Below are 22,531 nucleotides of genomic sequence, written 5' to 3'. Positions count from 1 at the left end.
ATAAAATGATATTTTTTTTGATTTTTCTTGGTACTTTTTTAACCATGGAGGGGATTACTTGGTGTACCCATAAGTATGTAATGCACGGTTCCATGTGGTATTTTCATGCAGATCATCATCAGCCAAAATACGCAAACATCTTTGAGAGAAACGACATCTTTTTTGTGATTTTTGCAGCGCCAAGCATTGCTCTTTTTTATTACGGAGTTGAAGGCGGATTGAATTATAGATTTTTCATAGGTCTAGGGATTATGTTTTATGGTTTGTGTTATTTTTTAATACATGATGTCCTTATTCATCAGCGTTTTAAGTGGTTCAAACACACAAACAATAAGTATTTAATAGGTTTGCGCAAAGCACACAAAGTACACCACAAGCATTTAGGTAAAGAACACGGAGAGTGTTTCGGGATGCTTTTTGTACCCTTCAAATACTACAAAATCTAATAAAAATCGTTGGGGCGTGACCTCGCTTCCACTAGCGTTACAGCGGGGTCGGGATATCCGTTCCCGCTTTTTTTTGGCTTGACAAAAAAAGTCAACCCAAAAAAAGAGCTCCACTACTATCCCTCACGCGCACAAAAAAACCAATTTCTTTTACAAAGCCATTATGAAAATATACAAACAAGAAACCGTTCAGCATGTCAATGCATCTGTTGCTGAATGTTGGACTTTTTTTTCGAACCCAAAAAACCTTCAAAAAATTACACCCGAAGGAATGGGTTTTCAAATCACTGATTTTGATCAAAAATCAATGTATGCCGGACAAGTTATACAATATAGAGTAACACCACTTTTTGGTATTACATTATCTTGGATGACCCTCATAACTCAAGTTAAAGAAAATAGCTATTTCATAGACGAGCAGCGTTTTGGACCTTACAGCTTTTGGCACCACAAACATTTTTTTGAGGAAACCCCAACAGGAACAAAAATGACTGATGTGGTGCATTATGGCTTGCCATTAGGCATTTTAGGTCGCATCATGAACGCATTAGTAGTGAAAAATAAATTAAAATCAATTTTTGAATACCGTGTAACAAAGGTTGATGAAATTTTTAATTCAAAATAATGAGCAAGCAACAAGTATCTCTCTTTTGGTTTAGACGGGATTTAAGACTAGACGATAACGCAGGCTTATTTCAGGCCTTACAGTCAAGCGATGTTGTAATTCCTTTGTTTATTTTTGATGAAGCTATTCTGGATAAACTGCCAGTTAATGATGCAAGGGTCAACTTTATACATCAATCATTAAGTACCATTCAGGATGCATTAGCGCAAATAGGGAGTTCACTTCTTGTAAAAAAAGGACAAACTCATGTCGTTTGGAAATCGCTATTAGAAGAATACGATATTCAAAATGTTTTTTATAACAAAGATTATGAGCCGTATGCACTAGAGCGTGATGCCGCCATTTGTGAGTTGCTTGAACAAAGTAACGTAAAAGCACAAGCTTTTAAAGACCAAGTAATTTTCGAAGAAAAAGAAATCACAAAAGCTGATGGGTTGCCTTATACCGTATATACACCGTTTAAAAATAAATGGTTAGAAAAATACAAAACGATGGCGCCCGTTGTGGAGTATGATACGGAATCATTGTATTCTAATTTTCATAAGAATACCTATGCAATGCCTTCTTTGGCCGAAATTGGTTTTGAAAAAAGCGCTATCACTGTTAAGCCGCATAATCTCAAGTTTATATCAAATTATCAGGATACAAGAGATTTTCCGGCTATGGATAAAACCTCTTATTTGTCTCCTCATTTGCGTTTTGGGACTGTTAGTGTGCGCAAATTAGTCAATTGGGCTTTTCATAAAAATGATGTTTTTTTAAGTGAATTGATTTGGAGAGAATTCTTTATGCAAATTCTTTACAGTTTCCCAAAAGTTGTCAATCGTAATTTCAAGTCAGCGTATGACGGTATTGAATGGCGCAATGACGAAGCCGATTTTAAGCGTTGGTGCGAAGGAAAAACAGGTTATCCTATGGTTGATGCAGGGATGCGTCAGCTTAATGAGACCGGCTACATGCACAATAGAGTTCGTATGGTTGTGGCTAGTTTTTTATGCAAACATTTATTAATTGAATGGCAATGGGGCGAAGCCTATTTTGCACAAAAATTATTAGATTACGACATGTCTGCAAATGTAGGCAACTGGCAATGGGCCGCTGGAACTGGTTGTGATGCAGCGCCATATTTTAGAGTTTTTAATCCAGATATTCAACAAAAAAAGTTTGATGAGGAAGGAGCTTACATTAGAAAATGGATTAAAGAATTTGATTTAGGATACGGAAAATCTATGGTAGAGCACGCTATGGCTAGAGATAGAGCTATTGCTACTTACAAAGCAGGAATTTTAAAATAGTTTACATTTTACAATACGTGTTTGAAGTTTTTAAGCGCGTATTGTTTTTGATTTTTGACAGAATTAGTAAATTAATTTTTGAAGCATTCCTTTGAATATAAATCCATGAAAAGGAACAACGCTGTACCAATACAATTTACCCCATATTCCATCAGGTCTAAATGTTGCCGATTGATATAAGGTATTTCCAATTATTTTAAACTCGAGCCAAGCTTCACCTGGAAGTTTCATTTCGGCAAATAAGATTAGTTTTCCCTCTTTTTTATTGGCATACAAAACCCTCCAAAAATCAAGAGCATCACCAGCATGTATGTCATGTCTGTTGGTTCGTCCACGTCTGGAACCTACACCACCATATAGTTTATCAATAAAACCTCGTAAATCCCAGAGCCAATCTCCATAATACCAACCTGTTTCGCCTCCTATGGACCAAATTCTACTTATGGTAAATTCTCGGTCAATGATTTCCATTTTTCTACGATCAATAAAGCAGTCTTTCTTGGGGACTTTTAAATAATTAGAAAGATTGGTGTTGAAACGCCCGCTAATCATAGAATCTTTCCAGCTGGAAGCTACTTTATCTTCGTCCACCTTTATCAAAGCTCGTTTTAATGCCTGTTGGTACGTCATAGGTTTTACTTGCACGATGTCATTAATTCTATTGTCATTGCACACCACTTCCACTTTCATACTACTCACCAGTGCCGATGCCAATCTGTAGGATGTAGAAGTTACAAAATATAACCAATAGGAGGAAAGCTTAGGAGTCATTACGGGTACTGTGAAAATCCATCTTTTTAAATTTTTGGCTGCAGCAAAACCTAAAAGCATCTCTTTATACGTTAGAATATCTGGTCCACCAATATCAAAACTTTGATCAAACGTTTTTGGATTCAATAAGGATCGCATTAAAATATCCAACACATCTGTGATAGCTATGGGTTGACATCTTGTATTGAGCCATTTTGGAGTGATCATTACAGGTAGTTTATTGACTAAATCCCTGATGATATCAAATGAGGCGCTACCAGATCCTACTATAATTCCAGCCCGTAGGGTAGTGGTAGCAAATGTTCCGGTGGTCAAAATATCTTCTACTTTTTTTCGGGAAGAAAGGTGTTTTGACAAGGCTTGGTCGTTTACAATACCACTTAAGTAAATCACTTGCTGCACGCTAGTTTGGTTTAACTTAGAAACAAAGTTTCTTGCTGATAAACTTTCTAATTCGTCATAGTTTGTTGCAGATCCTGACATGGAGTGTATCAAATAATACGCTACATCTATGGCATTAGGAATATTTTGAACCGAGAGTTCGTCTAAAAAATCAACTTCAATTACTGTAATTTTACTTTGAAATTCAATAGGGCAATAAAACCTATTCTTATCTCGTACACAACATATTACTTCATGACCTTGTTCTACTAATAAGGGTAAAAGTCTTTTTCCTATGTATCCTGTGGCACCAGTTAAGAGAATTTTCATGGCTTTATAAATTAGGTTAACAAAAAAAGGAAACTACGCAATATTTAAATCTTGTAATTTCCTTTTGTGAATTTATGGTAGAACTGTAATTTTTATATAAAGATACAATTAACTTAGTTTATTAGATACCAAACTGATAAACTCTTTTCTAGTTTTGTCTTTTTCAAAAGCACCTGTAAAAGAAGAAGTAGTTGTTACAGAATTTTGTTTTTGAATTCCACGCATTTGCATACACATATGTTGTGCTTCAATCACTACGGCAACTCCTAGCGGATTTAAGGCCTCTTGAATACAGTTTTTAATTTGGTCCGTCAATCGTTCTTGTACTTGCATTCTTCTAGCAAACGCATCAACAACTCTAGGTATTTTACTCAAACCTACAATTTTACCGTTTGGAATATAAGCAACATGCGCTTTTCCAAAAAACGGAAGCATGTGGTGCTCACACATAGAGTATACTTCAATATCTTTTACAACAATCATTTGCTGGTGATCTTCAGTAAACATAGCAGATTTTAGAATTTCTAAAGGATCTAAGCCGTACCCATGTGTTAAATATTGCATTGCTTTTGCAACGCGTTCAGGTGTTTTTTCTAGACCTTCGCGAGTCACATCCTCACCTAAATTTTCGATTATTACTTTATAATTATCCGCCAATGCGTTTGTTATTTCGGTATCGTACTGTTCAATTTTTTCGTAACTTTTCATTTCTTTGATCATTCTATTCTGGGTTTCAATTTTTATTTTGGGTGAATTATTTTTAGATTTTAAAAGATACGATGCCGTAATCCATTTCGAATATCTGGCCTGATATGGATTTTGCATTTTCAGAAATCAGGAAGTTAGCCATATTCGCAACTTCTTCAGGTTTTAAATATCCTTTCATGGGGTGGCGTTCTACCATATTTTCTTTCAAACGATCGTTTCTTAATATTCCAGCTGCTAACGTCGTTTCGGTAATTGTAGGCGCAATAGCATTGATTCTAATCACAGATGCTAATTCAGCTCCTAATGATTTCACAAGGCCTTCAATACCTGCTTTGGCCGTTGCAATACTCGCATGGAACGGCATTCCTAGTTTTACAGCAACCGTACTGAATAAAACAATCGACGGATTAGTTCCTTTTCGTAAAGCGGGTAAGTATTTTTGAATAGCTTTTACTGCCCCTATTACGTTTATTTCAAAATCATTTCTAAAATCGTCAATACTTAAACTTCCTATTGGTTTTAAATTTATAGAACCAGGACAATAGATTAAAGTATCTACGTTTTCTATATCAGGCAAAGTATCTTGTAGAACATTTATTGAAAAGTGTCTCAAGTTGGGGTGGGTTATTTCAGGTTTGTTTCTACTTATGTTGTATATGATATTGCTTTCTAATTGTTGTAATAGTATAGCACTACCAATACCTTTGCTTCCCCCAATGATTACTATGTTTTTCATGTGTAATATCAATCAGTTATTAAAATATATTTTTGTAGTTGTATGTAAATTATCGTTTTGAAATCTTATTGTTGTTGATTTGTCTTTGCATGGTGCATTTAAATCGTCCTTCTCTAAAATCTCTTAGTTTTTCATGCTTCGTTTTTCTTCCTTGCACTCTTTCACGCCACATTTTAAAACTTGAGGGTTTCATTTCGGTGCGCATCAAGTTAATTACTTCTTGTTCTTTGAGTCCAAATTGCAATAAAATAGCGTCAAACGTAGTTCGGTCTTCCCAAGCCATTTCTATAACTCGGTCTTTTTCTAAATCAGTAAGTTCTTTTTTTTCAGTCACGATAGAATATTTTTGTTAATATCTTTTAGTCTAGGATTCACTTTCGCCTATATCGGCCATAGTATGCAATTTTAGAATGCGAGAACTTTCTTCTTTTACAAGCGGATTTTTTTTCATCTTCCATAAAAAATCACTTGCAAATTTTCTAGTTCTCTCCATGTTTACGATTGGTTTTGGATAATCAACACCAACTTCAAAATCATTAAACTTTTGGTCAAGATATGTCATTTTATATGGCTCATGGATAAAGCTACGCGGAATGTTTTGCAATTCAGGAACCCATTTTCTTATAAACTCTCCCTCGGGATCGTGTTCATAACTGTTTTTTATTGGGTTGTAAATGCGTAGCATGTTGATACCTGTTTCTCCTGCTTGCATTTGCAATTGCGGAAAATGAATCCCCGGTTCAAAGTCTAAAAACATTTGTGATAAATGATGCGTAGCTTCTTGCCAAGGTTGCCATAAATTATGTGTAAAAAACGAAACCAACATGGCGCGCATTCTAAAATTTAAATAACCAGTTTCATTTAAACACCTCATACATGCATCAATAAGTGGGAATCCAGTGTTACCCGTTTTCCACGCTTCTATATAGTTCAAATTCACCTTTTTTTGCAAAGAATGAAAACCTTTATTTACACTCTCAAACTCCATAATTTCCTCCATTTCAAACTTTTGAATAAAATGAGCTTGCCATGTTAATCGTGATACAAACGAGTCTATTTGTTTAGGTTCACTACATTGTAATCTAAAAGTAGCAGCTTTTTGCAATACTTCACGTGTTGATAAATTTCCCCATGCAATATAAGGGGATAACCTACTACAGCTTTTTCTTGCCAATAATGGTTTGGAAATATGTGAACCGTAATTAAAATACCTTTCATTAAAAAATGTTTCTAGATATTTACGCCCCATTGTGGTACCTCCTTTTTGAAAAATGGTATCTGGTACGGTTTCTAGATTTTGTTTTTCTAATGTTTTTTCTATTTCGTTAATTTCCTCTGCAGATATGTATTTGTCAGGATCAAAATCAAAATGATATAAAGGTGAATTCATGTACTGTTCCCAGTCTTGTACCCAGTTGGAACGATTCTTTAAAGCTCTAAAAATACCATTATTGATATTTTCTTCCCATTGAATAAAGTTGTTTTTACAATATCTCTTGAAGGTTTTATCTCGTTCATAGGTTATTTTAATTCCTGTTTCTTGGTGTGAATAGACAGTTATTATTTTATAATTTTCTTCAAGAAAATTGAATACTTGAATCACCTCTGACGAAACTGCTAATATTTTTGTGTTAGATTTTTCTAATTGCTTGTTTAAATCTACTATAGATTGTTTAATAAAATTCCAATGTCTTGTACTGTAATGCGTATCATTTTCTAATGATTTTTCAAATACATATAACAACAAAGTAGGTATTTCCGTTTTTGTTGCATTGAAAATAGCTTCGTTATCTTGCAAACGAAGGTCTCTTTTCAACCAGACTACATTGATATTTTTTTTATTGGTATTCATTTATATTAGAATAGTTTGTTTTGCAACCATAAATTTTGAAACTTGGATTGTCCGTCATAATTTGATGCTTGTAACTTGATGTTGAACTTTCGATCTCTAGGATCGTTACCCACTCCAGAAACATACATCCAGTTACCATAATTGCTGTGGACATCGTAATCAAGTAGTAGCGATTCAAAATAGGCAGCTCCAATACGCCAATCCAAACATAGTTCCTTGGCAAAATAAGACCCAACATTCTGTCGGCCTCTATTACTCATCCAGCCCGTTTCTTTTAGTTCAATCATATTTGCATTTACAAATGACTCTTCGGTAGTACCATTTATCCATTTAGTAATTGCATATTTATTATTTTTCCATTCATAATCTCGGTTTAAAATCCCACCAAGTTTAAATATAGAATTCCCGTTTTTTAATGAAATGTATTTGAAATAATCCCTCCAAATCAACTCAAAAATTAACCAGTATGTAGACTCATTTTTCTCCACCTCTTTTTCATATTGTTGAATTTCCCAATAAATGGTTTTAGCCGAAATAGAACCATTGGCCAACCAAGGTGAAAATTTCGAACTAAAATCGGCGCCTATCAATCCATTGCGAGTGAGTTTGTACACACTTAACTTTTCGCTATCCCAAAAATAGCTTTGTAATCTAGACAAAGCTGCATCTTCACCGCCATAAAACGGAAAAGCAGTTCTTGAATCTAATTCAAAATCTTCTAATCCCAAGTCTTGTAGAGTAGGAATCTTAGTGTCATTTGGCACCAAGTTTTCTTTTGATTTTGCTTTTGGAACGAATAAAGATTTTATCCGAGCTGATTTTTCGCATTTATTTCTAAATTGTGTAAAAACATTGGGTATCGATTCAATATCAAACGGAATGCTATCAGGATGAAATAAAAATTGGTTGTAAGAAGTTCTAAATTCTACTGAAGCCTCTGTTTTTTCTCTAATATTTAGTTCTACTTGCTTTTCCTCACTAGTCCATTCTTCTTGAAAGTAAAGGGAATTAATTTCTTTTTTTTGAACTAAATCTGGAATTACATCTTCAGGTTTTTGTTGGTAAACTAATAATGAAATGTCTAGTTTTTCTAGATTTTTGCGTAAAGCAACCACAGATTCAATTAAAAATTTGGCTCTAAATTTTTCTGTTTTTTTAAATCCAAATTGCGTTTCTTCAAACTGTCTTGGGTCAAAAAAATATACAGCAACAACTGTCTCATTAGTATCAATGGCATTCTTAAGTGATTCATTATCCTGAACTCTTAAATCATTTCTAAACCAAACTAAACCTTTTTGTTTCTTCTGCATTTTTCACTACAATATTTTACGTCTTCCCAAACCTTTTCCCATTTTTTCCGCCAGTTGAAGGGCCTATTACAAACTAGACACATCTTTGAGGGTAAATGCTCTTTTTTCACTATTTGTATTTTTCAAACTCATTGACAACTACTGTAGCCTTTAAGTCAAACATTAAATTGTACAACCCGAAAAAAGTTCTATTCATGTATATAAAATGTTTTGAACCTCTGTTTCCATTCATCTTTCTCAAGTTAGTATCCTTAGAAAAACGCTCGCCTAATGCAGCTATATTGTCAAAAAATGTTACATCAGAAAAATCAAATGTTGATGCTTGAAATGGCTGAGTGAATAAGGATAACAAATCATGAAACATGGTTGTAAAATAAGCGATTTCCTCAGCGGTATCATCGGTTCTTAGAATCTCAAGTTCAAATAATTTAGCATTAAATATCGTAGGGTCGTTGATTACTTTTTTATCAATAAGCTCAAAATAAGGGATGTAGAATTCCGTAGGAATTTTTTTCATGCATCCAAAATCGAGCGCTACAAGATTGTTGTTTTCATCTACCAAGAAGTTTCCTGGATGTGGATCTGCGTGTACTTTTTTCAGAATATGAATTTGGTACATGTAAAAATCCCATAAAGCTTGACCTATTTTGTCAGCTGCTACTTGATCTGAGTTTATTTTTGTGAACTCAGATAAGTGTTTTCCGGTCATCCAATCCATGGTTATGATTTTCTCTGATGAAAACTCAGGATAATAGCTAGGGAAAACTAAATTTTCAATTTTTTGACAGGCCTCAACTACTTCTTGGCTTTGTTTTAGTTCCAATAAATAATTAGTTTCCTCAATCAATTTATCTTCTACTTCTTTGAAATATTTATCAGAATCTTTCCCTTGCAGGTTAAACATTCGTATAGCTATAGGTTTTACCATAGACAAATCAGATGATATACTATTGGCCACACCAGGATACTGAATTTTTACCGCTAATTTTTTACCGTCTTTAACCGCAACGTGTACTTGTCCTATGCTAGCTGCATTTACAGAGTTAGCATTAAATTCATCAAATATTTCATAAGGTGTTTTACCAAAATTAGTTTTGAATGTCTTTAAAACCAATGGAGCAGATAATGGCGGAACTGAAAACTGAGATAATGAGAATTTTTCAACATAAGCTTGTGGTAAAAAACTTTTATCCATGCTTAACATTTGGGCTACTTTAAGTGCACTTCCTTTTAGGCTTTTAAGTCCATCATAAATATCCTCGGCATTATCTTCATTCAATTGATCACGAGTCATATCAGAGTTGACCATTTTACCACCATAATATTTTAGGTAGTTTACACCAACTTTTGCTCCTGTTTGTACCAGTTTTGTTGCCCGCTCAATTTTTGAGGTGGGGATATAGTCTATTGTTTTCATTACTTGTTGTATATTTTTTCTTTGAAAATAAATTTTCCAAAATCGATTAAACTGTCTATTGGAGCAATATTCATTAACTCAAAAGTCACTTTGACGGACTTTTCAATATAGATATCTGTTTTTTCAAATGCTGGACTAGCATCATCAAGCCAGAACTTTAAGGTTAATAAAAGTTGTATCCAAGACGTTTCTTGAAAAGCTTTTTCTTGAAAGTTCTGCAAACGCTCTTGTTGAGTTCTAAAATCATCAGCGATAATTTCTGTTAAGAAATTTTTAAAGCTGTTTCTCAATCCAGAGAGTTGCATTACTTTTTTAAGTTGGTCATTATGTTCTTTTAAAACTAAAATTACATAACTCCTATTAGCAGTAAGTATCTCAAAAAAAGTAAAATAGAAACTAAGCATTTTAGTTTTCATATCATACATTTCGTATTCTTTGTTTTTATGCAGAAGTTCGACTGTTTTTTCTATAAACATTTTGAAAATTTCTTTTTCGATACTTTCAATTGTCCCAAAGTAGGCATAAAAATCAGTCTCGGTAAAATCATTTGATTTGCTAAAAGTATATACGGACTTAGGTTTTTCACTGTGTTCTAGTACATAATCCATATACAATGAAACTATTTTATCTTTTGTAATTGCTGTTTTCTTAGTAGCCATTTTAGTGTGTATTTCAAATTAAGGTATAAAGGTAGTGAATGTTTAACTATATATTAATAAAGTTAAACAAAATTTATTATAATTTTATATCTTCAAAAAAACATTAGCTTTACACTATTATGAAAAAGAACGTATTATTAAGTGGCGGAACAGGTTTTATAGGAAAACAATTGACAAGTTTGCTTTTATCTAAAGGGTTTACAGTTTCTATTTTGACGAGGACTTTAAGACCTAACCTTGAAAAGGTTTTTTATTATAAGTGGGACGTTGAAAATCAAACCATTGATGAACAAGCAGTACTGCGAGCAGATTTTATCATACACCTTGCTGGAGAGAACATCGCTGAGAAAAGATGGACTGCAAAACGTAAAGCTGCCATAATTGAAAGTAGGGAACAATCTACTTTATTATTATACACTACGATCAAGAAACACAATAAAAAGCTTGACGCATTTATATCGGCCTCTGCAGTTGGTATTTACGGTGCTATTAATGGAGAGGAGATTTGCAAAGAAACCATGAATCCTGCAAATGATTTTTTGGGTTATACCTGTCAAAAATGGGAAGATGCGATAGATTTTATTGAAAATAGAAATATAAGAACGGTAAAAATAAGAACCGGACTCGTATTAGGAAAAAACGATGGTGTCTTGAACAAGCTTGCCACGGTTTTTAAGTTGAGGTTAGGATCTGCACTTGGAACAGGAAAACAGTATATGCCTTGGATTCATGTAGATGATTTGTGTGAGATGTATTTTCATGCCATGCAAAATGAAGCCATGAACGGAGCCTACAATGCAGCTATCCAGGATAATACTACAAATACTGTTTTTTCAAAAACACTTGCCTGTGTTTACGGATATTCTATTTGGTTGCCCAATGTACCCACGTTTGTTCTTGAACTTGTTATGGGCGAAATGTCTAAAATAGTACTTACCGGCAGGAGAGTTTCATCTGAAAAAATAGAGCAAACTGGTTTTCAATTTCAATTTAAAAATCTTGAGGGCGCTTTAAGGAATTGTTTAACAAAATAAGATAATCAGTTAACATTTTTTTTGTTTAAATATTTTACTCCCTATTTAAGATAGTTTCATTGTTGAAATTCTGATTGATCTTTTTTTTAAGAAGCTTATCAGTGAAGTTTTATATTGAGTTTTACATTGTGGCCATCAAGGCTAGCAATGGCTGCTGGAGAATTATGATCAAAAACTTCTTCGTGTAAATCTTTTTCTTTTTTTAAGGCAATTTGCTTGACGCAATTAAAATAGCGTCTCAAATCATTTTGGTTTGACAAAATAAGGCCTGGAACGGTCACGCTTTCCCCTGTACTATTTTTAGCAACCATAGTAAAATAAGAAGAATTGCAGTGTTTTATTTTTCCGGTTTGAATGTTTTCTGCTTCTACTCTGATGCCTACAATCATAGAACTTTTACCCACGTAATTTACACTAGCTTTCATGGTCACTAGTTCACCAACTTCAATGGGTTTTAAGAAATTGACGGTGTCAACTGATGCAGTTACGCAATAATTTCCTGAAAATTTTGAGGCGCAAGCAAAAGCAATTTGATCTAAAAGCGACAATATATAACCACCATGTATTTTACCACTAAAATTGGTATGCGATGGTAACATGAGTTCAGAAATAGTTATGTTTGAGGAAGCAACAGTTTTAAAAGTCTGATCCATTTATTTTATTTTAAATGGCGAGTTGACTTTTTTAACCTCAGTAATAAAATAGCGCGTGTCTCCCCACCACGGAAAAGTACGGTAACGTTCTACATAATTTACTTGAACATATTGTCCTTCAAACTCTTGTAAGTCAGTTATAACCTTGTCATTACTATCTAATACAGAAAAGGTGAAAATTTGCGCTCCAGAAATACCTTGACTGATTTCTCCTTCCCAAGTTTTAAAAACCACTCCTTTATTACTAACTTTAATTAATTCACCAGATCGTACACCTTCACTATATGTTGCTGTGTATAAAAAAGTAAAATAGGATACAAGACCTAGTAGTATAACCGCTAAAGTTATCATTAAAAATTTTCTCATTTTATTTAGTTTAGTAATTGATTATCGTTTTTTTCGGCTCTGTTTATTATGCTTTCTGGAAGTGCTTTTTTAGCTTTGGCTCCCATTTTCTTTAATTTTTCGACGCTGACAATTAAGTTACCTTTTCCATCAACTAGCTTGTTCATAGCACCTGAATATTCAGTTTTACTTTCGTCTATTTTTTTACCAATTTTTATTAAATCGGCAACAAAACCTTCAAATTTATCATAAAGTGCACCAGCTTGTCTCGCAATTTCAAGTGCATTTTCTTGTTGTTTTTGGTTGGTCCACATACTATCAATAGTTCGTAAAGTAGCTAATAAAGTGGCTGGAGTGACAATGACTATGTTTTTTTCGAATGCTTTGTTGTATAGCGTAGTATCTTCATTAAGCGCCATTGCAAAGGCTGGCTCTATGGGGATAAAAAGCAGAACAAAATCAGGACTTTCCATTTGGTATAGGTCATGATAATTTTTGTTTCCTAGTTGCTCCACATGACGTTTAATAGAATTGACATGCTCGCGTAAAAATCCAGATTTTACTGCATCATCCTCTTCATTTATGTACTTTTCGTAAGCCGTAAGGGACACTTTAGAGTCGACAATCATTTTTTTACCGTCGGGCAAATTAATTACAACATCAGGAAAAACGCGGTTTCCATCTTCGGTGGTAAAGGCTTGTTGTACTTCATACTCACGACCTTTCTCTAAGCCTGACTTTTCTAGAACGCGTTCTAAAACTAATTCGCCCCAATTTCCTTGCATTTTGCTATCGCCTTTTAATGCTTTGGTAAGGTTGATGGTTTCTTTGCTCATTTGAATATTCATTTCGCGTAAGCCCAGAATTTGTTGGCGTAAAGCTGCATGATAATCAATACTTTCTTTATGTGTATCTTCTACTTTCTTTTCGAATAACTGAATTTTATCTTGTAGCGGAGACAAGATGTTTTTCATGTTTTCTTTGTTTTGCTCCGTAAATTTATTCGATTTTTCGTCTAATATTTTATTGGCAAGGTTCTCAAATTCCTTGGTAAATTTTTCTTGTAGTTTTTCTACTTCGTCTTTTTGTTCTTTATTTCGTTCCCAAAGATTTTCAAAATCTACTTCTTTTTTTGAAAGTTGAATCGCTAAACTGTCTTTTTCATTCCGAATTGCTTCTTTAGCAATTGTGGCGCTCTCCAGTTGTTTTTCAAAAGTTACTTTGTCTACTTGAACTTGCTCCTTAAGTTGATTGAATTGGCTGGTGTATGTAATTAGTTTTTCTTCTAATCCAATTTTTTCAGACTGAAATCGAGCAGAAAAAATGAGTTTTCCCAGAAAAATTCCGAGACCTAATGCAACCAAAAAAATAATTAAAAAAGGAAGTAAAGTTGACATAAAATTTCTTTTGTAAGACTGTAAAATTAAGAAAAACTTTCTAGCTATTTAGATACAAAATCAAATAACTGTTTCAAAATAATTCGCAATTGTATTAACTTGTTTTTAGTTTCATTGTAACAAAAAAGCCAGATTTCAAATACATGAAATCTGGCTTTTTCTATGGGTCTACTTTAGATTATTTTTTTATGATTTTATCAGTTTGAATAATTTTATTCCCAACCGAAAGCGAGTAGATGTAAATACCTGTAGGTAATTGAGATACATCAATAGAGGAATTATCTCTAGTTGATTTTGGACTCAATTGTATTGGCATTCCAATGGCTCTTCCTAAAACATCATAAAGTTGAAGTTTCACGTTTTCATTTTCAAATGAATCTAATGAAACGTTTAATATATCAGATACTGGGTTTGGATACATTTTTATGATTGTTTTATTCGTTGGTAAAACATCATTTAGACTTAATACAGGATCAGCTTTTAATTCAAAACGAGCTATCACAGGACCGTGATCTGAAGTTGTATTAACATAATTAGTAACATCATTTCTAGGATCATATACTACGGTAGAATTTGTAACATACTCATCACTGAGTTCATTAGATACTAAAATATGATCTAAAAATCCTCCAGATGACAAATAACTAAATGCACCAGCTTTACTAATATCTAATGTTAGTGTATTATATCTTGCGGTGTCTTCTACTAATTTTTGATAAGAAGATGGATTTCCTGCAATTACAGATTGGTCAACATCATCATTGTAATCGCCAAGAAGAATAATATTTGCATCAGGATAATTTACATCAAGACTGTCTTTTAACAATTCTACATCATACTTACGCATGTTGTATCTAGCAATATCGCTACCGCTGTTTGCACGAGCATGAAGATTGATAATGGTAAGATCTTTTTTAATTCCGTTGATGTTTGTCTCTATTTCAACCATATACGGCAAACGACCTGAAGAATAAAAGCTATCACCTGTACTTGGGTAGTTAGGTAACGTTTTAGTTCCAGCACGTACTTCGTCGTAAAGTTTGCTAAACATGACACGAGATTTCTTTACGGTTGTAGTTTGTGTATTATATAGTACTACCAGTTTTTGTGGAGGAAAGTTAGGATCTGGTGCTTGATAGGAACGAGACCATACAGGAGAAACTGATTTTGCAAAAGTTTTCCCGTTGATGCTTATTTTTTGGATCAAAGTTTCTAATGCGGCATCATCTGACACTTCTTGAACTGCGTAAACATCAGCGTTCATTGTGTTCATTACTTTTGCAACATTATCTATTTGAAGGATATCATTTGTTGGACCAAATTCAGTTCCTTTATCGTCTTTTATATCCGTTCCAAAAAATTCCAAATTGTAAGTTACAATATCAAAAGTTTCGTCTTTAGGATAAGATGATCCAATTAACATTCCTGATTGGGTATTCAATCCTGTACCATTTATTTGTAATACTCCAGCGCTATTCAATTCTTTTGTTGTAGGTGCAAATCGAGCGTAAATTGTAGTCCCGGCAAGTGCTTGTTCAGCAGTTAGAGCTGTTGTACTTTGAAAGTTGGTGTTATCTATACTTAACTGATAAAATACTGGAGCGGTCAATGTAATGGCACCGTAACCGCCGGCCATAAAGTTAAATGATTTACTTTCTGATACCGTGTTTTGCGATACTGCGCCAAAATTTAGAGAGGGTAGTGCAGAAACAAACGCAGTTTCATTTGTAATTTTCACATCGTCAATAGTCCACTCAGCGCTTTCTCCGGTGCCATTAAATGCTGTTTCATAAACCCATGCCACATAAGTTGCGTTGGATTTATAGGCCTCTAGATTGATAAATTGCGACTGTTTGAAAGTTCCTGTTGTCGTTGGAAAATCACCATTTAATGGAGTCCAAGTCGCAGTTTCAGGATTGCTTTTTCCATCATAATTGGTAGATACCATTAGTTTTAAAGTGGTTCCCGCAAAGAATTTTCGACTATAAAAAGATAATAATGGGAACTTATCAAATGTATTTAAACGCATGGCTGGCGAAATCAACCAATCTTTACTTGCTCCATTTTCTGTAAAACCATTTATTTCTACTGCTGCAGGAGAACTGTTAAAGCGAGTTGTTGTACTGCTCCATTTCACCTTATCGCCGGCTACGCTATAGGAAGTCCATCCGCTATTGGTAAATACATTTGGATCATTAAAATCTTGGGAATAAGGATTGATTCCAATCCCTGATAACGAAACTGTTTTATTAGATCCACCAGTTGTTTGATGTGTAATGGTTCCTGTTAGCGTTCCTGTAGCTGTTGGTGTGAATTTTACAAAGACTTTTGGCGCAGCCCCATTATCAAACTCAGTTACGGTATAGCTTAAATTATTTTGATAAGTACCGGTTTCTGTTTTTGAAATTAAGAAATTTCCAGTTATCGAAAGAGTTACATCATTACTAAGATTTTGAGCTTGTAGCTCATAATGCAATGGTGTACTGCTTGTGTTTTGGTCAAACAAACCAAAATTCAAATTGCTTTCAGTTATTGTTATTGAAGGCACAGCCACTGTAGATGTTGTTGCATTTAATATCGTACTATTTGCTTGTGCGTTGACATATTTGTCTTCTGAAATGGCATATAACTCATAGGATGTACCACTAGATAAACCGGTTATACTTTGTGTATATTCAGTCGCTGCATCAATAATATTTATAAATCCAGCTTTTGTAGCAGCAGTATTGGTAGCGTCTGTTCCAGCTTTTATTTGCGCTATACTAGGTGTAGCACTACCAGCAGGAAGAACTACATAAAAAGTTTTACCAGGTTCATTGATTTTAGTTACAAAATCAAAACCTGTTGCCAGAATAGCACTTATTTTTGGGAATCCAGTGGTGTATACCGGAGGGATGTTGTCATATTGAATGCTAATGTCATCAATTGCAAAAGATGGACGGGCACCTCCTCCTGAAACTTGTCTTGAAATCCACCTGATTTGAACTAAAGCTTGGTTATTGCATACATCAGGGAGAATGACCTTTATAAGTTGCGGATTTTGTGGTGTAGTTACTCCAGTAGTAATTTGTGTTGTGGAGTTATTTTGATAAGCACTATTTGGCACTGTTATAAAATCGGCAGTCGTGCCTACTCTATATTGTAAGGACATTTCATTGATCCTTGTATTTGTCGTGGATGGGGGAACACTATACGGATTACGAATTGTCATAGCATTGTATTGCACTTCAATGCCTGATTTGCCAGCTGTGTTGATAGCTAAACCAATGGCAAAGTCATTACTACCAGTGTTTAATATACCAATCTTTCCATTATAGTTATGAGTACTGCCAGAAGAGTTGCTAGCACTACTACTTGATACTAACTGTTGATCTGCAAGTAAAACACCAGTAGTAAGGTATGCCGTTGTACCTCCGGGTAAACTGCTTCCTGATGGAGCTGTAGCTGTTTTCCACCCCTGAAATCCTGCTGAATAGGTAGTTGATGTGGCATCAAGTGTAGAGAAGTTTTGAGTAAAAGGTAAGTCTTGAGGTGTAGGTTGGGTTACTTGTGCTTCAAGATTTGGCGTGAAGCCCATAAAAAAAATAAATAAAACCATAATATGGTTCCATGTGTAATTGTGTTTCATTGGGTTACAATTGTAATTAGCCTGCAAATTTACAATTCCCAAAGTTAAGCCAATATTATATGTTACAGGTTTTTAATTAAATTTTGGAGTATTTAGAAAGTTATTAAAAGTATCAGATCTTTTTCAATTAGTGAGGTTTCCTTATAATAAAAAAAGCTGTTCAAGATTTTCTTAAACAACTTAAATTGAAAATAGAGTTTTTTTTTAATTATAATTCGGTGTGTTTTTGCTTTAAGAATACTAATTTGTTTTATAAAATAAATGGTAATACTCAAGTTTTGCAATTCAATTATATTGTTGACACCAGCATCTGTTTAAAAAGTTTTTAGTACTTGATCAGAAAGATTGATTACTTGAAATTCAGAATTCATAGCCGATATAAAGGTAATAATTCTTTGACTTGGATTTGGGTAATTTCCACTTCAGGGGTCTCTTCAAAATTATTAATACTAAGAAATCTCACATGAATAGAGGCCGAAGTGATGGTAATACCCTCTGCAAATTTTAATTACATTTTAACCACTTTGAAAAGATGTTTTTTGCAAAAAAAAAGCCTTGATTTTGAGTCAAGACCTTTTGTATTATTTTCAAAATGAGATTATTTAAAATTCCATCCTAGTGTTACACCAAAAGCTACCGGTTTTATTTCAGCATCTTTATTAGTACTATACAAGCCATTAGCTTTCCTATCAGCTGAAGATGTTGGGCTGTAACCAATATAAGATTCATTCTTGTTTTGGTCTAAAATTGTACCATATCCATTTTCCAGAAACATGGCTGCATATAATGAACTCTTTTTTCCCATATCAAATGTAAATCCTAACTCGAAAGAACTCATTATAATTCCTTTTGTTTTATATTCTCCTGATGCGGAATAATTATTTTGTTTACCAAAACCATATTCTGGTAAATCACCAATAGTAAGGTTGACATCAGGATAATAAGCAGTACCATTTGCATAATCGGCAGTTGCATCAATTTCATAGTTTACAGGTAAAAAATATTTAGCACCAGCTCTAAAATTAAAGTCAATACCAGTATTTATGTTTTTTTTATACTGCACAAAAAGAGGAATTTGCACAGCCTGTAAAGTTTGTTTTTCTCTATAATTGTTTGTAGTCATGTTATATACAAATGCCGAGGTGGAAGCATCAACTTCAAAATTTGAAAGCGTTGCGGTAGGCCTAGAAAAAGAAACTTCTTGCTTGTATTGCGAGAACTCTAACCCGGTACCAATTCCAAAATGACTATTTAAAGAATAAATATAACCTGCCTTTATAGCTCCACCAAGGCGATTACCGGTTTGTATACCAGTAATGTCACTCTGAATATTTCCGATTCCCGATTGTATGCCTACATAAAACTGTGCAGCTATACCTTGTGAAATTAAGAAAGCTATAGTTCCTATTATGTTTTTAATATTGAATTTCATAGATATAAAATTTATTTTTTAGCGTTTCTATATTTCATCGCCTTTAATTTATTGGTTATTGCTCACGCAAACTTGTTGATAATGGCGATTTTATACTTGTTTTTTAAATTAGAATAATCCATCCCCATTCATTAAAAATGAGGATGTCATATTCTGTAAATTATTTTATTTTCTTACTAAAAGATTTTTAGTAAAATAGGTACCATTTGCTAAGGTTATTTTTACAATATAAATTCCCTCAACAATCGGAGCTATCATGTCAATATTGTTTTGACTTGTATTTAAAGTAGTTAACAAGTTCCCTGTTAAGTTAAAAACCTCAACACGTGCATTCTGTATTCTACTTGCACTAATATTAGTCATTAATTGGAAAGTCGTATTGCTTCTAACAGGGTTTGGAACAATTCTCATGTATTCTTCTTCTATTGTTGGAGAGAGAGTTAACGGACAGCTTGTAATTAATGTTCCGTCCAGTTTTGTTGCTACTGCGTAATAAGTTCCATTCAAAGCACTATTTTCTTTAAAATACTGTGAAGTTTGTCCTGGAACTAAAATCCCATTTTTATACCAGCTGTACGATTTGAAATTCTTCGAACTGTTGTCAAAGAATATAATATTTTCAAATTGTTTTCTGATTAGGTTGGGCTGACTAGCTACTACTGGTAAAATAACTGCCGGAGCTGCGTTGTAATTCATGTTTCCTGCTTGCGATGCTGTAATAGTTGCAGAACCATAATTTTGGAAAAATAATGAATTATTAGAAACAGAAGCAATGTTTGCGTTAGAAGAAGCATAATTTACTGCTAAACCACTATTTGAAACAGCAGTCAAAACGATACTAGTTTCTCCATTACAACCAAATCCTAAAGTCTGATTCCATGTAATTACCTGATCTGCTTTCGTAATAGTGAAATTAGAACCGTTATACGTAATGGTGTAATTTCCACCGGCGCTTAAGGTACCTTGTGCAATGGTGTACGTTCCCACATTCTCTCCAGCAGTTCTTGTTAACGCTCCAGTGAAAGAGTCGCCACTAACTAAATTTGGTGAAACAGTGTAAGAGTAAACCGGATTCGTTGTACCATATACTTTGGTTTGTGAAGCATTTGCAGTTACTGTGATCGGTTTTGCCGTAATAGTAAAGTCTTTGCTTACATAAGTAATGTTATAATTAGCTCCTGCACTTAAGTTACCTTGTGTGATAGCATAGTTTCCAATATTTTCTCCAGCGGCTCTCGTTAAAGCTCCCGTGAAAGAATTGCCACTTACTAAACTTGGCGAAACAGTATAAGAGTAAACTGGGTTTGCAGTTCCATATACTTTAGTTTGTGAAGCATCTGCCGTAACTGTAATAGGTTTGGCTGTGATACTAAAATCTTTACTTACATACGAAATATCATAATTGGAACCTGCACTTAAATTTCCTTGTGTAATAGCATAGTTCCCAATGTTCTCTCCTGCGGTTCTTGTTAAAGTTCCTGTAAAGGCATCACTACCTACTAGACTTGGTGAAAGTGTGTACGCAAAAGAAGGATCTGTTGTTCCGTAAACTTTCGTTTGTGATGTAGTTGCTGTTACGGTAATTGGTTTTGCAGTAATAGTAAAATTAGTACCTGCATAACTAATGGTATAATTAGATCCCGCACTCAAACTTCCTTGGTTAATGCCATAAGTTCCTGTATTTTCTCCAGCAACTCTTGTTAAAGCTCCTGTAAAAGAATCACTACCAACTAAATTTGGTGAAACGGTATAAGCAATAACAGGATCTATTTCCCCATAAACTTTTGTTTGTGATGCAGTTGCCGTTACTGTAATTGGTTTTGCGGTAATAGTAAAGTTAGCACCAGCATAAGTAATTAAATATTTAGACCCAGCTGAAAGCGAACCTAGATTAATGGCATAATTATCAATATTTTCACCATTAACTCTTGTTAAAGATCCTGTAAAAGAATCTCCAGAAAGCAAACTTGGTGACACTGTATATGTTAAAACAGGATCACTTTCACCATATACTTTAGTTTGAGAAGGTGTTGCAGTTACAGTAACTGGGATTTGGTTTAATTTCAATACATAATTAAATGTAGCAGTACAATTATTAGCATCAGTAGTACTAACGGTAAAATTACTATCAGCAATTTGAGTTGAAATACCTGTTACCTGTCCAGCTGTTGATAGTGAAAAACCAGAAGGCAAACTTCCCGCTATAACTGCATACGTTTTAGTACCTGTTCCTCCTGAAGCTACAATACTCTGACTATATCCAGTATTGTAATCATACCCAGATAAAACAGTTGTTGTGAAATCAATTGTTGTTGGCTGTGTAATGGTAAAACCTTGAGTCGTTGAACAACCATTAGCATCTGTAACTGTTACTGTATATGTGCCAGCACTTAATCCAGTTGCAGTAGCAGCTGTCCCTCCAGACGGAGCCCATGCATACGAGTATCCACTTGTTCCTCCTGATACGTTTACAGTTGCAGATCCGTTAGAACCTCCATTGCAAGATACGTTCGTTTGTGCAGCAGCAGTTGCCACAAGAGCAGTTGGCTGTGTAATAGTAAAACTTTGCTCTGTGGTACAACCATTAGCATCCGTCACAGCACAGGTCCAAGTTCCAGATGTTAAGCCTGTAACAGACGTGGTTCCATCACCTGTTGGGTTGCCTGGAGTCCAATTGTAGGTATATCCACCAGCTCCACCAGTAGGCGTATTAACAGAAGCCGCACCGTTAGATCCGCCAAAGCAAGATACGTTGGTTTGTGAAGCGGCTGTAACAGCTAAAACCGCCGCAGGTCCGGTAACATTGAATGATTGAGTAGTAGTACAACTGTTGGCATCGGTTACAGTACAAGTCCATGTTCCAGCAGTTAATCCAGTCACAGAAGTAGTTCCGTCACCAGTTGGTGTTCCAGGTGTCCAGTTGTACGTATAACCAGCTGTTCCTCCAGTAGGCGTATTAACAGAAGCTGCACCGTTAGATCCACCAAAACAAGATACATTGGTTTGTGATGCTGGGGTAACAGCTAAAGCTGCTGCAGGTCCAGTAACATTGAATGATTGAGTAGTAGTACAACTGTTGGCATCGGTTACAATACAAGTCCATGTTCCAGCAGTTAATCCAGTAATGCTAGTTGTTCCATCTCCAGTAGGAGTTCCAGGAGTCCAGTTGTACGTATATCCAGCAGTTCCTCCAGTAGGCGTATTAACAGAAGCTGCACCGTTAGATCCACCAAAACAAGATACATTGGTTTGTGAAGCTGGGGTAACAGCTAAAGCTGCTGCAGGTCCAGTAACATTGAATGATTGAGTAGTAGTACAACTGTTGGCATCGGTTACAGTACAAGTCCATGTTCCAGCAGTTAATCCAGTAATGCTAGTTGTTCCGTCTCCAGTAGGAGTTCCAGGAGTCCAGTTGTACGTATATCCAGCAGTTCCTCCAGTAGGCGTATTAACAGAAGCTGCACCGTTAGATCCACCAAAACAAGATACATTGGTTTGTGAAGCTGGGGTAA

The 22,531-nt window shown here is 34.6% G+C and carries 19 protein-coding genes; 4 read left to right on the top strand and 15 right to left on the bottom strand.

All coding sequences use genetic code 11. The features are described 5' to 3' along the window. Window positions 1-5 precede the first annotated feature (5 nt). The 3 genes from FJV36_RS03625 to FJV36_RS03615 all read left to right on the top strand — a co-directional run bounded on the left by FJV36_RS03625 (window position 6) and on the right by FJV36_RS03615 (window position 2,366). Window positions 6-446, top strand: a complete 441-nt coding sequence (locus FJV36_RS03625) for a sterol desaturase family protein (RefSeq protein WP_144888901.1) — start codon at window positions 6-8, stop codon at window positions 444-446. Window positions 447-609: 163 nt separating this feature from the next. Next, window positions 610-1,071, top strand: coding sequence for an SRPBCC family protein (locus FJV36_RS03620; protein ID WP_158729350.1), 462 nt, complete (start codon window positions 610-612; stop codon window positions 1,069-1,071). Beyond that, window positions 1,071-2,366, top strand: a complete 1,296-nt coding sequence (locus tag FJV36_RS03615) for a deoxyribodipyrimidine photo-lyase (RefSeq protein ID WP_158729349.1) — start codon at window positions 1,071-1,073, stop codon at window positions 2,364-2,366. The genes FJV36_RS03620 and FJV36_RS03615 overlap by 1 nt, the downstream gene beginning before the upstream one ends. A gap of 63 nt (window positions 2,367-2,429) precedes the next feature. Here the strand turns inward: FJV36_RS03615 and FJV36_RS03610 are convergent, their stop codons facing one another. The 9 genes from FJV36_RS03610 to FJV36_RS03570 all read right to left on the bottom strand — a co-directional run bounded on the left by FJV36_RS03610 (window position 2,430) and on the right by FJV36_RS03570 (window position 10,530). Then, window positions 2,430-3,848, bottom strand: coding sequence for an SDR family oxidoreductase (locus FJV36_RS03610; RefSeq protein ID WP_158729348.1), 1,419 nt, complete (start codon window positions 3,846-3,848; stop codon window positions 2,430-2,432). 108 nt (window positions 3,849-3,956) lie between these two features. Further along, window positions 3,957-4,556, bottom strand: coding sequence for a GTP cyclohydrolase I FolE (folE, locus tag FJV36_RS03605; RefSeq protein WP_086453577.1), 600 nt, complete (start codon window positions 4,554-4,556; stop codon window positions 3,957-3,959). 52 nt (window positions 4,557-4,608) lie between these two features. Continuing rightward, the gene (locus FJV36_RS03600; protein WP_158729347.1) at window positions 4,609-5,292 is read right to left on the bottom strand and encodes an SDR family NAD(P)-dependent oxidoreductase; all 684 of its coding nucleotides are present in this window, start codon (window positions 5,290-5,292) and stop codon (window positions 4,609-4,611) included. 49 nt (window positions 5,293-5,341) lie between these two features. Beyond that, on the bottom strand, window positions 5,342-5,626 hold the full coding sequence (locus FJV36_RS03595) for a TIGR03643 family protein (RefSeq protein ID WP_158729346.1): 285 nt from the start codon (window positions 5,624-5,626) through the stop codon (window positions 5,342-5,344). Between the two features lie 30 nt (window positions 5,627-5,656). After that, the gene (locus tag FJV36_RS03590) at window positions 5,657-7,144 is read right to left on the bottom strand and encodes a cryptochrome/deoxyribodipyrimidine photo-lyase family protein (protein WP_158729345.1); all 1,488 of its coding nucleotides are present in this window, start codon (window positions 7,142-7,144) and stop codon (window positions 5,657-5,659) included. A gap of 5 nt (window positions 7,145-7,149) precedes the next feature. Continuing rightward, window positions 7,150-8,454 (bottom strand): DASH family cryptochrome, encoded by a 1,305-nt coding sequence (locus FJV36_RS03585; RefSeq protein WP_158729344.1) that lies wholly within the window; start codon window positions 8,452-8,454, stop codon window positions 7,150-7,152. Next, window positions 8,430-8,564: a DUF2256 domain-containing protein gene (locus FJV36_RS03580; protein ID WP_144888895.1), complete on the bottom strand. Its 135-nt coding sequence runs from the start codon at window positions 8,562-8,564 to the stop codon at window positions 8,430-8,432. The genes FJV36_RS03585 and FJV36_RS03580 overlap by 25 nt, the downstream gene beginning before the upstream one ends. Beyond that, window positions 8,564-9,871: an AarF/ABC1/UbiB kinase family protein gene (locus FJV36_RS03575; RefSeq protein ID WP_158729343.1), complete on the bottom strand. Its 1,308-nt coding sequence runs from the start codon at window positions 9,869-9,871 to the stop codon at window positions 8,564-8,566. Before FJV36_RS03575 ends, FJV36_RS03580 begins: the two co-directional genes overlap by 1 nt. Continuing rightward, window positions 9,871-10,530, bottom strand: coding sequence for a TetR family transcriptional regulator C-terminal domain-containing protein (locus tag FJV36_RS03570; RefSeq protein ID WP_158729342.1), 660 nt, complete (start codon window positions 10,528-10,530; stop codon window positions 9,871-9,873). The genes FJV36_RS03575 and FJV36_RS03570 overlap by 1 nt, the downstream gene beginning before the upstream one ends. 119 nt (window positions 10,531-10,649) lie before the next feature. On the opposite strand from FJV36_RS03570, the gene FJV36_RS03565 reads away from it, so the two are divergent. Continuing rightward, window positions 10,650-11,564, top strand: a complete 915-nt coding sequence (locus FJV36_RS03565) for a TIGR01777 family oxidoreductase (RefSeq protein WP_158729341.1) — start codon at window positions 10,650-10,652, stop codon at window positions 11,562-11,564. Between the two features lie 98 nt (window positions 11,565-11,662). Here FJV36_RS03565 and FJV36_RS03560 read toward each other — a convergent pair whose 3' ends face one another. From FJV36_RS03560 to FJV36_RS03535, 6 genes are all read right to left on the bottom strand, one after another. After that, window positions 11,663-12,217, bottom strand: a complete 555-nt coding sequence (locus FJV36_RS03560) for an acyl-CoA thioesterase (RefSeq protein WP_158729340.1) — start codon at window positions 12,215-12,217, stop codon at window positions 11,663-11,665. Further along, entirely contained in the window at window positions 12,218-12,583 is a 366-nt protein-coding gene (locus FJV36_RS03555) for a 6-phosphogluconate dehydrogenase (protein WP_158729339.1), read from the bottom strand. A gap of 5 nt (window positions 12,584-12,588) precedes the next feature. After that, window positions 12,589-13,959: a DNA recombination protein RmuC gene (rmuC, locus tag FJV36_RS03550; RefSeq protein ID WP_158729338.1), complete on the bottom strand. Its 1,371-nt coding sequence runs from the start codon at window positions 13,957-13,959 to the stop codon at window positions 12,589-12,591. Between the two features lie 178 nt (window positions 13,960-14,137). Continuing rightward, window positions 14,138-17,587, bottom strand: a complete 3,450-nt coding sequence (locus FJV36_RS03545) for a T9SS-dependent choice-of-anchor J family protein (RefSeq protein ID WP_158729337.1) — start codon at window positions 17,585-17,587, stop codon at window positions 14,138-14,140. Window positions 17,588-18,185: 598 nt separating this feature from the next. Then, on the bottom strand, window positions 18,186-19,019 hold the full coding sequence (locus FJV36_RS03540; protein WP_158729336.1) for an outer membrane beta-barrel protein: 834 nt from the start codon (window positions 19,017-19,019) through the stop codon (window positions 18,186-18,188). A gap of 165 nt (window positions 19,020-19,184) precedes the next feature. Beyond that, the coding region (locus FJV36_RS03535; protein WP_158980836.1) for an MBG domain-containing protein at window positions 19,185-22,531 on the bottom strand (3,347 nt) is incomplete at its 5' end.

Source organism: Flavobacterium sp. I-STPP5a (assembly GCF_009764685.1).
Classification (GTDB): Bacteria; Bacteroidota; Bacteroidia; order Flavobacteriales; family Flavobacteriaceae; genus Flavobacterium.
The sequence above is the reverse complement of the archived record's forward strand: the minus strand, read 5'-3'. Positions and strand labels throughout refer to the sequence as shown.